The organism is Pedococcus soli, from assembly GCF_054782575.1.
This window is the reverse complement of sequence record NZ_BAAGSF010000004.1, coordinates 181,760-196,114: the sequence shown is the minus strand read 5'-3', so window position 1 is coordinate 196,114 and position 14,355 is coordinate 181,760. Positions and strand designations below refer to the sequence as shown.

Here is a 14,355-nt window from a genome sequence, read left to right as displayed (position 1 = left end):
CGTCCGCCCACGGCGAACATGAGCCGACCCGGCTCAGGGTGGGGAACAGGCGGCCACGCACGGGCGTTCCCCGAACAAGCACCACGAGCAGGCTGGAACCGTCCCGATCAGGTATCGGTCGGCGGAAGGCGCGCGCGGGGCGCGTGTCGCACGGATAGCATCGAGGATGACTCGATAGGCAGGAGCAGAAGAGATGTTTGAACGGTTCACCGACCGGGCCCGTCGGGTTGTGGTGCTCGCGCAGGAAGAGGCGCGCATGCTCAACCACAACTACATCGGCACGGAGCACATCCTGCTCGGCCTCATCCACGAGGGTGAAGGCGTCGCCTCCAAGGCTCTGGAGAGCCTCGGTATCTCGTTGGAGTCGGTCCGCGAGCAGGTCCAGGAGATCATCGGCCAGGGCCAGCAGGCCCCGAGTGGACACATCCCCTTCACGCCGCGGGCGAAGAAGGTCCTCGAGCTCAGCCTCCGCGAGGCGCTGCAGCTCGGCCACAACTACATCGGCACCGAGCACATCCTGCTCGGGCTCATCCGCGAGGGTGAGGGCGTTGCCGCGCAGGTCCTCGTCAAGCTCGGGGCCGACCTCAACCGGGTGCGCCAGCAGGTCATCCAGCTGATCTCGGGCTACCAGGGCAAGGAGGGCCAGGCCACCGGCGTCGGCGGCGGCGTCCAGCAGGAGGGCACCCCCGCAGGGTCGCTCGTGCTCGACCAGTTCGGCCGCAACCTGACGATGGCCGCCCGGGAGGGCAAGCTCGACCCGGTCATCGGGCGCGAGAAGGAGATCGAGCGGGTCATGCAGGTGCTGTCCCGCCGCACCAAGAACAACCCGGTGCTCATCGGTGAGCCCGGCGTCGGCAAGACCGCCGTCGTCGAGGGCCTCGCCCAGGACATCGTCAAGGGCGAGGTGCCCGAGACCCTCAAGGACAAGCAGCTCTACACCCTCGACCTCGGCGCGCTCGTGGCCGGCAGCCGCTACCGCGGTGACTTCGAGGAGCGGCTGAAGAAGGTCCTCAAGGAGATCCGCACCCGCGGCGACATCATCCTGTTCATCGACGAGATCCACACCCTCGTGGGTGCGGGTGCCGCCGAGGGAGCGATCGACGCCGCCAGCATCCTCAAGCCGATGCTGGCCCGTGGCGAGCTCCAGACCATCGGGGCCACGACGCTCGACGAGTACCGCAAGCACATCGAGAAGGACTCGGCGCTCGAGCGTCGTTTCCAGCCGATCCAGGTCGCCGAGCCCACGCTCAGCCACGCGATCGAGATCCTCAAGGGCCTGCGCGACCGCTACGAGGCGCACCACCGCGTGTCCATCACGGACGCTGCGCTGGTCTCCGCGGCCAACCTCGCCGACCGCTACATCAACGACCGGTTCCTCCCGGACAAGGCGATCGACCTCATCGACGAGGCGGGCGCGCGGTTGCGCATCCGCCGGATGACCGCACCGCCGGACCTGCGCGAGTTCGACGACAAGATCGCCGCCGTGCGCCTGGAGAAGGAGTCGGCCATCGACGGCCAGGACTTCGAGAAGGCCGCCAGCCTGCGCGACGACGAGAAGAAGCTGCTCGCCCAGAAGGCCGAGCGCGAGTCGCAGTGGAAGTCCGGCGACATGGACGTCGTGGCCGAGGTCGACGAGGAGCTCATCGCCGAGGTCCTGGCTGCCAGCACCGGCATCCCGGTCTTCAAGCTCACCGAGGAGGAGTCCTCGCGACTGCTCCACATGGAGGACGAGCTGCACAAGCGCGTGGTCGGCATGGACGACGCCATCAAGGCGATGTCCCAGGCGATCCGGCGCACCCGCGCCGGTCTGAAGGACCCGCGTCGTCCCGGTGGCTCGTTCATCTTCGCCGGTCCGACCGGTGTCGGTAAGACCGAGCTGGCCAAGACGCTCGCCGAGTTCCTCTTCGGCGACGAGGACAGCCTGATCCAGCTCGACATGTCGGAGTTCTCCGAGAAGCACACCGTGTCGCGGCTGTTCGGTTCGCCTCCCGGCTACGTCGGCTACGAAGAGGGCGGGCAGCTCACCGAGAAGGTGCGCCGCAAGCCGTTCTCCGTGGTGCTGTTCGACGAGGTCGAGAAGGCCCACCCGGACATCTTCAACTCGCTGCTGCAGGTGCTGGAGGACGGCCGCCTCACCGACTCCCAGGGTCGGATGGTCGACTTCAAGAACACCGTCATCATCATGACGACCAACCTGGGCACACGGGACATCTCGAAGGGTTCGCTGGGCTTCTCGGCGGGCGCGGAGACCCGCAGCGACTACGACCGGATGAAGAACAAGGTCACGGACGAGCTCAAGCAGCACTTCCGCCCCGAGTTCCTCAACCGCGTCGACGACATCATCGTCTTCCCCCAGCTCACGCAGGACGAGATCGTGCAGATCGTCGACCTCGAGATCGCCAAGCTGGACAAGCGCCTCAAGGACAAGGACATGGGCATCGAGCTCACGACCGAGGCCAAGAACGCGCTGGCGAAGAAGGGCTACGACCCCGTGCTCGGTGCGCGACCGCTGCGTCGCACCATCCAGCGCGAGATCGAGGACGTGCTGTCCGAGAAGATCCTCTACGGCGAGCTCAAGGCCGGCGAGCTGGTGCTCGTCAACGCCGAGGGCGAGGGCAAGTCGGCGACGTTCACCTTCGTCGGCACCCCGCACCCGAGCGGGATCGAGCTCCCGATCGTCGAGACCGTGGGCGACTCCTCGGAGTGACCACCGGTATGGCGCGCGGGTGACCTCGCGCCATACCCACCGCCAGAGGGCGGCACCCCCACGGGTGCCGCCCTCTCGTGCTGCCGGGGCCTCGCCTAGCTGTCGGCGCCCTCGGCCCGCAGGGAGCGGGTCATCTGCGCCAGGAGGGCGAAGGCCTGGGCGCGCTCCACTGGGCTAAGGTCGGCCACCATCCTGACCTCGACGTCGCGGACCGCGGCCGAGGCCTTGGCGAGGATCCTGCGTCCCCGGGGTGTCAGGCGGGTGGGGAGCGCCTTGCCGACGGCCGCCTCGGTCGCCCTGGTGACGTGGCCGATGCGCTCCAGGTGCTGCAGCAGCACGTTCATCGACTGCCGGGTGACGAAGGCGCCCCGCGCGAGCTCGGAGTTCGACAGGCCCGGGCGCTGGGCCAGGAGCTCGAGGCACGAGTAGTGCGTCACCGTCATGTCCAGCGGGCGCAGCACCGCCTCCATGGCTTGCCGCAGGGCACTGGAAGCCTCCTTGAGGAGGTAGCCGAGGGAGGTCTCGAGGTCGATGCCGGCGTCACCTTGACTCATGTCAGCATTCTGACATACATTCTCGCGTGTCAGAAGACTGACACACACGAACCGAGGAGCACCCATGCCTGTCACCGGCCCTGACTTCATCTCCCTGCAGGCGCGCGACCTCGCCGCCTCGCGGGCGTTCTACGAGCGATACCTGGGCTTGGTGCGTGCAGAAGTCGGCCCGCCGCACGCCGTCGTCTTCGCCACCGAGCCCATCGCCTTCGCCCTGCGCGACCTCGTCCCCGGCACCGATCTCGAGTCGGTGGCCCAGCCCGGCATCGGTGCGGCCATCTGGCTGCGCGCCACCGGGGTGCAGGACATCCACGACGCGCTCGTCGCCGACGGCCACCCCATCGTGTCGGCGCCGGTCGACGGGCCCTTCGGCAGGACGTTCACCCTGGCCGACCCGGATGGCTACCACATCACGCTCCACGACCGCGGGTGAGCCGCCGTTTGGGTCGGGTCAGGTGAGGCGGTCGAGCATCTCGCGCATGTAGCCGATCTGGACGGACTGGGTCACGTGGATCTCGTCGCCCAGCTGGGTGACCACGTCGTCGGTGCCGTCGCGGTGCTGCTGGACCACCATGGCGAGGGCGCCCTCGTGGTGGGCGGTCATGAGCCGCAGCCAGAGCGTGTCCGCCTCCGGGCCGCTCGCGTCGGCGAGCTGCGCGAGCTGGGCAGGGGTGGCCATGCCGGGCATGCCGCGGTGGTGCGAGGAGGCCGCGCCGGCCTCGGGATTGGCCGCCTGCGGGGGAACGGTCTGGTCCCTGTCCTCCAGCCACTTGGCCATCGCGTCGATCTCCGGGCGCTGCTCGTCGGCGATGCGCGCCGCGAGGGACTTCACCTGCGTGTCGGCGAGGCGGTCCCTGACGAGGGAGACCATGACGATCGCCTGGGCGTGGTGGACGATCATGTCCTGCATGAAGCGGACGTCCGCCTCGAGGGGCTCGCCCCTGGTCGTCGGGAGGGCTGCCGACCCCGTGAGGGAGGCGTTGGGCTCGCCGGGGGATCCCGGCTGGAGCACCGGGGCGGTGGGGGACGTCGCGGTCGTGGTCGGCGGGGCCGGGTCCGGGGAGCACCCGGACACGAGCAGCGCCAACCCGACGGACAGCCCTGCGACGACACGGATGCCGGGCGTCCGGGCACGGCGAAGAGCCTCGTGGTGCTCGTTCCTCATCGCCTCACCCTAACCGGAATTTTTTACCGGAAGCAGGGCAAAGCACCCTTGAGATGCGCACCCGAACCCGGGCAGGGTGGACGGATCGTCATGATTCCGACGCTGAAGGGGCGCCGGAACGGACGCCTCTACGGCAGGAGCCTGCGAGATGAGAATGCGTCACACGGTGCTGGCCACCGCTGCCGCGCTCGCCCTCACGATCCCAGCGACTGCGGCCTACGCCGCGGACGGGGTCGGCAAGTCCGGCACCCAGCTGGGACCGGACGAGATCGGGCGCAGCGCCAACGTCGAACACCTGATCAACCTCCCGAGCAGCGGCCCCCTCGCGGGCGCGACCGGGACCGACATCGCCTTCCAGGACGACATGGCGTTCGTCGGCAACTACAACGGGTTCGTCATCTACGACGTGAAGAAGCCCGAGAAGCCCCGCATGGTCGCCCAGGTGAGCTGCCCGGGCTCCCAGAACGACGTCACGGTCTCGGGCAACCTGCTCTACCTGTCCACCGACTCCTCACGATCGGACGACTCGTGCACCTCGGTGCCGCAGTCCGCGACGATCAAGGAGTCGTGGGAGGGCATGAAGATCTTCGACATCTCGGACGTGCGCAACCCGAGGTACATCAAGTCGGTCGAGACGGCGTGCGGTTCGCACACGCACTCGCTCATCCCCGGCAAGAAGACCGACTACCTCTACGTCTCGAGCTACTCGCCCAGCGAGACCTTCCCGGACTGCAAGCCGCCGCACGACTCGATCTCGATCATCGCGGTGCCGAAGAAGGCGCCGACGAAGGCCGCGGTCGTGGCCGAGCCCAACCTGTTCCCCGACGGCGGCTACACCAACACCTCCGGTTGCCACGACATCACCGTCAACCCGGCCCGGGGCATCGCGGCCGGTGCCTGCATGGGTGACGGCATCATCATGGACATCACGAACCCGGTGGCGCCCAAGGTCATCGACCGCGTCAGGGACACGACGAACTTCGCCTTCTGGCACTCGGCGACGTTCAACAACGACGCCACCAAGGTCGTCTTCACCGACGAGCTCGGCGGCGGCGGTGCGGCCACCTGCAACGCGGCCATCGGCCCGAACCGTGGCGCGAACGGCATCTACGACCTGGGCAAGGACCGCACGCTGACGTTCCGCTCGTACTACAAGATCCCGCGGCACCAGTTCGACTCCGAGAACTGCGTGGCCCACAACGGCTCGCTCATCCCGGTCAAGGGCCGCGACGTCATGGTGCAGTCCTGGTACATGGGCGGCACGAGCTTCTGGGACTTCACCGACAGCTCGAACCCCAGGGAGATCGGGTACTTCGAGCGGGGCCCGGCCGGCCCGGCCGGTGGTGGGGGCGGCACGTGGTCCTCCTACTACTACAACGGCCACGTCTACTCCTCCGACCTCGGCAAGGGGTTCGACGTCCTGCGCATCACGGACAAGTCCCTGAGCAAGGCGGCCAAGGTCAAGATGGACCAGCTCAACGTCCAGACCCAGCCGATCTACAAGGTCAAGTAGCCCGGCCGCACGACCCCGCCGGCGCGCGCCCGGCGGACCGGGTGGCCCGGACCCCGACGGGTCCGGGCCACCTCACTGTGCGCTCGCACCCGTCATACCGGTGCGCGGCGGTGGGGGACGCGCGGGGGGTGAGTGGTGCACACCGGGTATGGCGCCGCGACGTACCCTGTTGCGCGTGGTTCCTCCCCTCGTGCGTGACTCCCTGCCCGGTCTCTCCCTCTTCCGTCGTCCCGTGCCCCGTCGCTCCCTGCTGCTCGGCCTGCTCGGCGCACCGTTGACGCTCGCGGCGTGCACGAAGGACGAGAAGAAGGCGGCAGCCCCCTCGTCGTCCTCGACCGCCGCAGCTCCACCGGCGCCCGCCAAGCCCGCCGCGACCGGCAAGGGTCTGCCGGCGGACCTGCTCGCCGTGATGACCAAGGTCTACCTCGGCGGAACGGTGCCGGCGTCCGGGGCGGTGGCCACGGCGCTGTCCAAGCGCAAGCCGGGCACCAAGGGCGTGATCGTGATCGGGTCGACCGGGAACTGGAAGGGCGTCGCGGTCGCGTCGGTCGTGCGGGGCAAGGACGTCACCCTGCTCGTGAAGGACAAGACCTGGAAGGTCGTCGGCGGCTGGTGGCCGTCGCTGGGAGTGGCGCGCCCGCCGTTCGCGACGATGCGGGTGCTGGCCATCGGGTCCGACGCCCGGACGCCGCAGCCGGTCGAGAAGTGCCGTGGCGACGCCCTGCACATCATCGGTGTCGATGCCAAGGGTGTCGGCGGCATCGTCGGCATCCCCCGCGACTCGTGGGTCCCGCTCGCGGGCGGGGGCAACGCCAAGATCAACGCGGCCCTGGTGTTCGGCGGGGTCAAGGGCCAGGTCGCCGCGGTGTCCAAGGCCTCCGGGGTGCAGATCGACGGCTACGTCATCGCCGGCTTCAAGGGCTTCAAGGACATGGTCCGGGCGATCGGCGGCATCGACTACGTGGCCGACAAGGCGCTCAAGAGCGTCGACAACATGCAGATCACCAAGAAGGGCGCGAACCTGCTGGACGCACAGCGGGCCCTCGCCTTCGCCCGCGAGCGCAAGCACCTGCCCAACGGCGACTTCGGACGCTCGGCCCACCAGGGCGAGCTGATCAAGGCCGGTGCGGTGATGGCCCGGAAGATGGGCCCTGCGCGGCTCGCGTCGCTGCTCGGCCGGATCGCACCGCACCTGGCCACCGACCTCTCGCCGGCCGAGGTGCTGAACCTCTCGGCCAGCGTGTTCGTGTCCGACCCGGCCTCGATCCGCAACACCGTCGTCCCGGGTGCGATCGGCACCCGTGAGCGCCAGTCGGTGGTCCTGCTGGGCTCGGCCGCCCAGAGCACGTTCAAGGACATGCGGAACGGTCGCCTTGGCGCCTGAGCCCGGCCTGCGCACGACGGGCGCCGGCCCGACCGGTGGGTTGGTCGTCCGCAGGGCCCGGACCAGCGACATCCGTGCCATCCGCGACCTCGTGCGCCCGCACGCCGAGTCGCGGGTGCTGGTCTCGAAGGACGCCGTCACCTACTACGAGGCCGTCCAGCAGTTCCGGGTCGCCGAGGTCGGGGACGGGTCCCCGCTGCTGGGCTGCGGTGCCCTGCACGTGATGTGGGAGGACCTCGCCGAGATCCGCACCCTGGCCGTGAGCCCGGCCGCCAAGGGCAGGGGCGTCGGGTCGCAGCTGCTGGAGGCGCTGATGGCCGATGCCCGCGAGCTCGGGGTGCAGCGGCTGTTCTGCCTCACCTTCGAGGTCGACTTCTTCACCCGGCACGGGTTCGAGGTGATCGAGGGGCAGGCCGTCGAGCCCGAGGTGTACGCCGAGCTGGTGCGCTCCTACGACGAGGGTGTCGCGGAGTTCCTCGACCTCGAACGGGTCAAGCCCAACACCCTGGGCAACACCCGCATGCTCCTCACCCTCTGACCGCCCGGGGGCCGAGCGGGGTCAGACTGCCGGGGCGGGGTGGGCCAGGTGCCGTCGGGTCATCCTGATGCGGATCGAGGCGGCGAGCACCAGCACGAGCAGGCCGGCGATCACGCCGAAGCCGAGCTGGGGGATCAGGGGCAGCCCGATGCCGATGCCGCCGCCGACGACCCAGGCGATCTGGAGCACCGTCTCCGACCAGGCGAAGACCCGCGTGCGCACGCTCTCGTCGATGTCGCGCTGGACGACGGCGTCGCTGCTGAGCTTGATGAGCTGGGCGGCGAGTCCGGCGACGAGGCCCAGCACGAGCAGCGTGACCAGCGAGTAGAAGACGGCCGCCACGAGGGCGGCGAGCACGTCGGCGATCAGGGCCACGGCGATGATCACGTCCGGGCGCAACCTGCGCAGGGCGTTGCCGATGACGGTGCCGAGGGCGTTGCCGGCGCCGGCCGCCCCCACCACCAGACCCAGCACGAGGGTGCCGCTGTGCCCCGGGATCGGGTGCTCGCGCATGAGGAACGCCATGAACAGCGTGAGGAATCCGGTCAGCAGCCGGGCCCCGACGGCGCTGGTGAGGGCCACGAGGACGGTGGTCGGCAGTGCGGCCACCCGCGCCCGCAGCCGCCGGAGCACGCCGGTGCGGCCCGCGTCACGACGAGGTATGGCGACCGGCCCGGTGTCCTCGATGTCCAGCTCGCCGGTGCTCGAGTCGACCCGCGCCGGGAGCCTGATGGCGAGCACCGTGCCCACGACGTAGATGAGGAACGCCAGCCGCAGCGACCACTCGGGGCCGACCTTGGCAGCCGCGCCGGCGAGACCGCCGCCGACGGCCATGCCGGCGACCCCGGCCAGGGCGTTGCGGGAGTTGGCGTTGACGAGGCTGAACCCCGCAGGGAGCAGGCGGGGTACCGCGGAGGCGCGGGTGACGCCGTACGCCTTGGACGCGACGAGGCATCCCAGGGCCGCAGGGAAGAGCCACGGCGAGTCGTTGGCGACCGCCCCCGCGAGCACCCAGCAGAGGAAGGCGCGCAGGGCCAAGGTGGTCCCGATCGCCCAGCGCCGGCCGTGCCGGAACCGGTCCAGCAACGGGCCGATGAACGGTGCGAGCAGGGCGAACGGCGCCATCGTCAGCGCGAGGAACTGCGCGACCTGCCCCCGGGCCTCGTCGGTCGGGATCGCGAAGATCGTGCCCGCGAGGCTGACGGTGAGGGCGGCGTCGCCCGCGAGGTTGACGAAGTGCAGCTCGATGATCCGGGCCAGGCCGGTCTCCCCGGCACCGGAGGAGCTCGTGTAGGCCCTGGCCCTGCGGGCTCCCGCCCGACCGCCCCGGCCGGCCAGACGCGCCCCCGCCACGGTCCCTCGTCCGATGGCCCGTCCGGTGGCAGAGGCGCCGTGCCGCAGCGCCTTCGCCGCCCTCCGGTTGCGCGGCCGGTCCCCGGTGCCGGGCGCGGCCCGTCCCTGGTCGGAACCCACCGGAGGCGTGGTCATCTCAGCTCCCAAGCGCGCCGGGCAGCCGGAAGAAGTCTCGGGCGAGGGGCTCGACCAACCCGTCGGCGACGAGCGAGTCGAGGCACCGCTCACGCTGGACGACGTTGTCGGACACGCCCTCGAGGACCGACCTCGGCACCGGTCCGGGGCTCTCCCGCAGGCGCCGCAGCAGGGCTCCCCGCATCTGGCGGTCGGTGCCGGCCCAGGCCTGGCCCCGTCGTGGTGGCCCCTCGTGGGCGGGACGGCCCAGCGACTGCCACCGGCACAGGTCGAGGATCGGGCACTCGCCGCAGCGGGGTGCCCTGGCGGTGCAGACCAGCGCTCCCAGCTCCATCACCGCGACGCTCCAGGTCCGCGCGCGGTCGGAGTCCTCGGGGACCAGGCTCGTGGCCAGGGTGTGCTCGGCCCGCGTCGGTGAGGCCGCGGCATACTCGTCGCCGGTGACCGCGCGGGCGATCACCCGGCGCACGTTGGTGTCGACCACGACGGTGCGCTCGCCGAACGCGAAGGTGGCCACGGCTGCGGCGGTGTAGGCGCCGACCCCGGGCAGGGTGGACAGCTCGGCCTCGCTCATCGGCACCTTGCCGCCGTGCCGTTCGGTCATGGCGACCGCTGCAGAGTGCAGGCGCAGCGCACGACGCGGGTACCCGAGGCGGCCCCACGCGCGGACCGCCTCCCCGGGGGCCTCGGCCGCCAGGTCGGCCGGCTCCGGCCAGCGCTGCATCCACTCGGTCCAGACGGGAAGGACGCGCGCCACCGGGGTCTGCTGCAGCATGACCTCGGAGACGAAGATGCCCCAGGCCGACGCGTCGCCGTGCCGCCACGGCAGGTCGCGCTGGGCACCGGCGTACCACTCGAGCACGCGCTCGTGGAGTCGCTCGGGGGCGACGGCCTGCGCGAGCGCCCCGCGGGAAACCCCCGCGGCCGGCCGCGGGTGGGACCCGGTCACACGTAGCGTTCGAGGATGCTGGACTCGGCGAGGCGCGACAGGCCCTCGCGGACGGCGCGGGCGCGGCCCTCGCCGACCCCCTCGACGTCCATGAGCTCCTCGAGGTTGGCGGCCAGCAGCTTCTGCAGGCTCCCGAAGTGGTCGACGAGGCGGTCGACGATCGCCCCGGGCAGGCGCGGGACCTTGCTCAGCAGGCGGTACCCGCACGGGCTCACCGCGGAGTCGAGCGCATCGCCGCCGATCGCGAACCCGACGGCCTTGGCCCCGGCCGACAGGTCGAGCAGCTCGGTCGAGGTGAGCTCCTCGAGCGCCGCCATGGCCTGGTCGAGGGTGAGGCCGCCGCGGCTGACGGGGAGGTAGTCGCGGATGACGAGCTCGCGGTCGTTGCCGAGGCCGCCGGTGAGCTCCTCGAGCTGGAGGGTGAGGAGGCGCCCGTCGACACCGAGCTCGACGACGTACCCCGAGATCTCGTCGCGGATCCGTCGCACCATCTCGAGGCGCTGCAGGACGCTGGCGACGTCGCGGACGGTGACGAGGTCCTCGATCTCGAGCGCGGACAACGTGCCGGTGACCTCGTCGAGGCGGGACTTGTAGCGCTCGAGGGTCTGCAGGGCCTGGTTGGCCCGCGACAGGATCGCGAGGGAGTCCTCGAGCACGTGGCGGCGGCCGTCGACGTACAGCGCGACGATGCGCATCGACTGGCTCACCGAGACCACGGGGTACCCGGTCTGCTTGGCCACGCGCTCGGCGGTGCGGTGCCGCGTGCCGGACTCGCTGGTCTCGATCGAGGGATCGGGCACGAGCTGGGTCGCGGCACGCAGGATGCGGGACACCTCGCGGTCGACGACGATGGCGCCGTCCATCTTGGCCAGCTCGCGCAGGCGGGTCGCCGAGAACTCGACGTCGAGCGGGAACCCGCCCGTCGCGAGGCTCTCGACGGTGCGGTCGTAGCCGAGGACGATCAGGGCGCCGGTGCGGCCGCGCAGGATGCGCTCGAGGCCGTCACGGAGTTCGGTGCCCGGCGCCACTGCGGCGAGGGTCGCGCGGAGCGCGTCGTCCTCGCGAAGATCCACTTCTCAAGCCCCTTGGTATGCCGCCGGTCAGGTGTGCCGCGAGTCTAACCGTGCGAGGCCTGCAGAGCGGCGTGCACCGCGCTGCGGATGTCGGCGCACTCCACGACGTCCATCCCAGACGGCATGGGCCCGTTGCCCAGGACACCGGCCGGGACGTACGCCGTGCGGAAGCCCAACCGGGCCGCCTCGGCCAGTCGGCGCGGGATGCCGGCGACCGCCCGGAGCTCGCCGGCGAGCCCCAGCTCGCCGAACGCGATGGAGTTCTCCTTGAGCGGGCGCTCCATCACCGAGCTCGCCACGGCGAGGGCGATGGCGAGGTCGGAGGCCGGTTCGGTCAGCCGGACCCCGCCCACGGTCGACAGGTAGACGTCGGAGCTGCCGATCGGCGCTCCGGCACGCTTGGCGAGCACGGCGATGATCATGGCCACCCGGGCCGAGTCGAGGCCGCTCGTGGCCCGGCGCGGCGTCGGGATCTCGCTCTTGGCGACCAGCGCCTGGACCTCGGTCATCAGCGGCCGGCGGCCCTCGAGGGTCACGGTGACGCAGGTGCCGGGCACCGTGAGGGTGCCCCGCGAGAGGAACAGCGCGCTGGGGTCGGGGAGCCCGACGATGCCGACGTCGGAGAGCTCGAAGCAGCCGACCTCGTCGGTGGGGCCGTAGCGGTTCTTCACGGCCCGCACGAGCCGCAGCTGGGAGTGGCGGTCGCCCTCGAACTGCACGACCACGTCGACGAGGTGCTCGAGCACCCGCGGTCCGGCGATCGAGCCGTCCTTGGTGACGTGGCCGACGAGCAGCGTGGCGATGCCGCGGGACTTGGCGACCTGGATGACGGACGCTGCGACCTCACGGACCTGGCTGACGTTGCCCGCCGAACCCTCGACCTCGCCGCTGGAGATGGTCTGCACCGAGTCGATGACGACGAGATCGGGCTTGATGGCCTCGATCTGGCCCAGCACCGTCGCGAGATCGGTCTCCGAGGCGAGGTAGAGCGTCTTGGCCATCGCCTCGATGCGCTCCGCGCGCATGCGGACCTGGGCTGCGGACTCCTCCCCGCTGACGTAGAGGACGGTGCGGCCCTCGCCGGAGCGAGCGGCCCGGGCGGCGACGTCGAGCAGCAGGGTCGACTTGCCGATGCCGGGCTCCCCGGCGACCAGCACCACGGCCCCGGGGACGAGCCCGCCACCGAGCACCCGGTCGAACTCACCGACCCCGGTCGGGTGGGCCTCGGCGCGGCGGACGTCGACCTCGCCGATCGGCAGGGCAGGACGCTCGACCCGGGCCGCGGCCGTCGTCCGGACGGTGACGGCACCGACCTCGCCGACGGTGCCCCAGGACTGGCACTCGCCGCAGCGACCGACCCACTTGGGCGCGGTCCAGCCGCACTCCGAGCAGCGGTAGCCGCTCGACTTCGTCGATGCCTTGGTTGCCATGGGCGACAACCTACGTGGCCGCCCCGACAGCGCTCAGAAGCGGCGCCACCAGAGGTTCACGGCGTAGTCGACCCCGGTGCCCTCGTGCTCGGCGAGGATCCCCTCGGCCGCGGTCTCGGGGAACTCGATCCCGACCACCGCCTCGAGGTCGGCCCGGCTGTCGAAGTCCCAGCGGATGGTCAGGCGCTCGCGGGACCAGCCCTGCCGGCCCCAGAACCGCTCGACGGCCAGGGCGTCGTACCCCGGGTAGGCCCGCGAGAACCAGTGGCCGAACGTCGAGCGGGTGGCGTCGTTGTCCACGACGAACGCCGTCCCTCCCGGTCGCAGCACGCGCTCGAGCTCGGCCAGCCCGGGCTCGCAGCCGGCGCCGAAGAAGTACGCCCAGCGCGCGTGCGCCACGTCCATGCTGTCGTCGGCCAGGGGCAGCGACTGGGCGACGCCCTCCTCGACCCGCACCCGCGGCATACCGGCGGTGCGGTCCCTCGCCACGTCGACCAGGGGAGGGTGGGGCTCGACGCCGACCACGCTCGCGCACCCCAGGCGCACGAAGCGGGGCAGGTGGAAACCGGTCCCGCAGCCCACGTCGACGAGGTCGGTCCCCTCGAACGGGTGCAGCGCCGCCATGGCGGCCTCGATGAGGCCGTCGCGGTCGACGCCGAGGTTCTCGACCTCGTAGACGTCGGGGGAGTCCCAGATGTTCGGGCTGCGGGTCGGCTCGTGCGGCGTCCCGCCCGTGGTCGGCTCGGTCACCGGCGCTTGCGGCCCTCCTGGGCAGCCAGCGTCGCCGGGTGCACGAGCAGGGGAAGCATCTTGCGGGAGTAGGCGTTCCGCGCAGCCTTGACGCTGGCCAGGTGGGCCTCGCAGCGGATCTCGAGCTCGGCGTAGGCCTCCTCGCCCATGAGCTCGACGAGCTCGCCCCTGTTGCTGCGGAACACCGGCTCGCGGCCGACGTGGGCCTCGGGGTTGCTCGAGCAGTACCAGTCGAGGTCGTGGCCGCCGGGGCCCCAGCCGCGACGGTCGTACTCGGTGATGCTGACCTCCTGCCACGACGAGCCGTCCGGCATCTCGACCTTGCGGTAGGTGCGGCGGATCGGCAGCTGCCAGCACACGTCCGGCTTGACCGTGTGCGGCTCCTTGCCGTGGAGCACCGCGTGCTGGTGCAGGGCGCAGCCGGCGCCCGCCGGGAAGCCGGGGCGGTTGAGGAAGATGCAGGCGCCGTCGACGACCTTGGTCTTGGTGGCGTCGTCCTCGGGCTCGGTCCAGGCCGAGACCTTGGTCGAGCCGGGGTGCAGCTGCCACTCGTCCTCGCCGAGCTCCTTGACGACCTTCTTGACGCGCTGGAGGTCGTCGTCGTCGGTGAAGTGCGCGCCGAGCGTGCAGCACCCGTCGTCGGGGCGGTCGGCGTAGATGCCCTGGCAGCCGCTGCCGAAGATGCAGGTCCAGCTCGACGTGAGCCAGGTCAGGTCGCAGCGGAACCGCTGACCGGAGTCGGTGGGGTCCGCGAACTCCACCCAGATGCGCGCCGTGTCCAGCGGGGTCTCAACCACGGGGGCA

General features: G+C 71.1%; 13 protein-coding genes. 5 read left to right on the top strand and 8 right to left on the bottom strand.

Translation table 11 applies throughout. The annotated features are described in order from the left end of the window. Positions 1–193: 193 nt before the first annotated feature. Entirely contained in the window at positions 194–2,707 is a 2,514-nt protein-coding gene (locus ACYVKF_RS06935; protein ID WP_056920391.1) for an ATP-dependent Clp protease ATP-binding subunit, read from the top strand. 95 nt (positions 2,708–2,802) lie between these two features. Here ACYVKF_RS06935 and ACYVKF_RS06930 read toward each other — a convergent pair whose 3' ends face one another. After that, a complete protein-coding gene (locus ACYVKF_RS06930; RefSeq protein WP_460965786.1) occupies positions 2,803–3,261 on the bottom strand; it encodes a MarR family winged helix-turn-helix transcriptional regulator in 459 nt (152 codons plus the stop codon). Between the two features lie 64 nt (positions 3,262–3,325). Here ACYVKF_RS06930 and ACYVKF_RS06925 point away from each other — a divergent pair, with 64 nt between their 5' ends. Next, positions 3,326–3,694, top strand: a complete 369-nt coding sequence (locus ACYVKF_RS06925) for a VOC family protein (protein ID WP_460965784.1) — start codon at positions 3,326–3,328, stop codon at positions 3,692–3,694. A gap of 18 nt (positions 3,695–3,712) precedes the next feature. Here ACYVKF_RS06925 and ACYVKF_RS06920 read toward each other — a convergent pair whose 3' ends face one another. After that, the gene (locus ACYVKF_RS06920) at positions 3,713–4,426 is read right to left on the bottom strand and encodes a DUF305 domain-containing protein (RefSeq protein WP_056920392.1); all 714 of its coding nucleotides are present in this window, start codon (positions 4,424–4,426) and stop codon (positions 3,713–3,715) included. A gap of 148 nt (positions 4,427–4,574) precedes the next feature. Here ACYVKF_RS06920 and ACYVKF_RS06915 point away from each other — a divergent pair, with 148 nt between their 5' ends. From ACYVKF_RS06915 to ACYVKF_RS06905, 3 genes are all read left to right on the top strand, one after another. Beyond that, positions 4,575–5,939 carry an LVIVD repeat-containing protein gene (locus tag ACYVKF_RS06915; protein WP_460965782.1) on the top strand — a complete coding sequence of 455 codons (1,365 nt, stop codon included), beginning with the start codon at positions 4,575–4,577 and terminating at the stop codon, positions 5,937–5,939. A 175-nt stretch (positions 5,940–6,114) separates the two neighbouring features. Then, positions 6,115–7,323 carry an LCP family protein gene (locus ACYVKF_RS06910; protein ID WP_460965780.1) on the top strand — a complete coding sequence of 403 codons (1,209 nt, stop codon included), beginning with the start codon at positions 6,115–6,117 and terminating at the stop codon, positions 7,321–7,323. After that, positions 7,313–7,861: an amino-acid N-acetyltransferase gene (locus ACYVKF_RS06905; RefSeq protein WP_235529326.1), complete on the top strand. Its 549-nt coding sequence runs from the start codon at positions 7,313–7,315 to the stop codon at positions 7,859–7,861. The genes ACYVKF_RS06910 and ACYVKF_RS06905 overlap by 11 nt, the downstream gene beginning before the upstream one ends. Positions 7,862–7,882: 21 nt before the next feature. Here the strand turns inward: ACYVKF_RS06905 and ACYVKF_RS06900 are convergent, their stop codons facing one another. Genes ACYVKF_RS06900 through ACYVKF_RS06875 form a run of 6 tightly spaced genes read right to left on the bottom strand, consistent with a single transcriptional unit; the run spans position 7,883 to position 14,348 of the window. Continuing rightward, positions 7,883–9,349 carry an MFS transporter gene (locus ACYVKF_RS06900; RefSeq protein WP_460965777.1) on the bottom strand — a complete coding sequence of 489 codons (1,467 nt, stop codon included), beginning with the start codon at positions 9,347–9,349 and terminating at the stop codon, positions 7,883–7,885. A 1-nt stretch (position 9,350) separates the two neighbouring features. After that, a complete protein-coding gene (locus ACYVKF_RS06895; RefSeq protein ID WP_460965775.1) occupies positions 9,351–10,298 on the bottom strand; it encodes an HhH-GPD family protein in 948 nt (315 codons plus the stop codon). Continuing rightward, the gene (gene disA, locus ACYVKF_RS06890; RefSeq protein ID WP_056915630.1) at positions 10,295–11,371 is read right to left on the bottom strand and encodes a DNA integrity scanning diadenylate cyclase DisA; all 1,077 of its coding nucleotides are present in this window, start codon (positions 11,369–11,371) and stop codon (positions 10,295–10,297) included. The genes ACYVKF_RS06895 and disA overlap by 4 nt, the downstream gene beginning before the upstream one ends. A gap of 44 nt (positions 11,372–11,415) precedes the next feature. Then, entirely contained in the window at positions 11,416–12,801 is a 1,386-nt protein-coding gene (radA, locus tag ACYVKF_RS06885) for a DNA repair protein RadA (RefSeq protein ID WP_056915629.1), read from the bottom strand. Positions 12,802–12,834: 33 nt separating this feature from the next. Further along, positions 12,835–13,551, bottom strand: coding sequence for a class I SAM-dependent methyltransferase (locus ACYVKF_RS06880; RefSeq protein ID WP_056915628.1), 717 nt, complete (start codon positions 13,549–13,551; stop codon positions 12,835–12,837). Further along, the gene (locus tag ACYVKF_RS06875; protein WP_056915627.1) at positions 13,548–14,348 is read right to left on the bottom strand and encodes a hypothetical protein; all 801 of its coding nucleotides are present in this window, start codon (positions 14,346–14,348) and stop codon (positions 13,548–13,550) included. The genes ACYVKF_RS06880 and ACYVKF_RS06875 overlap by 4 nt, the downstream gene beginning before the upstream one ends. Between the last annotated feature and the right edge of the window lie 7 nt (positions 14,349–14,355).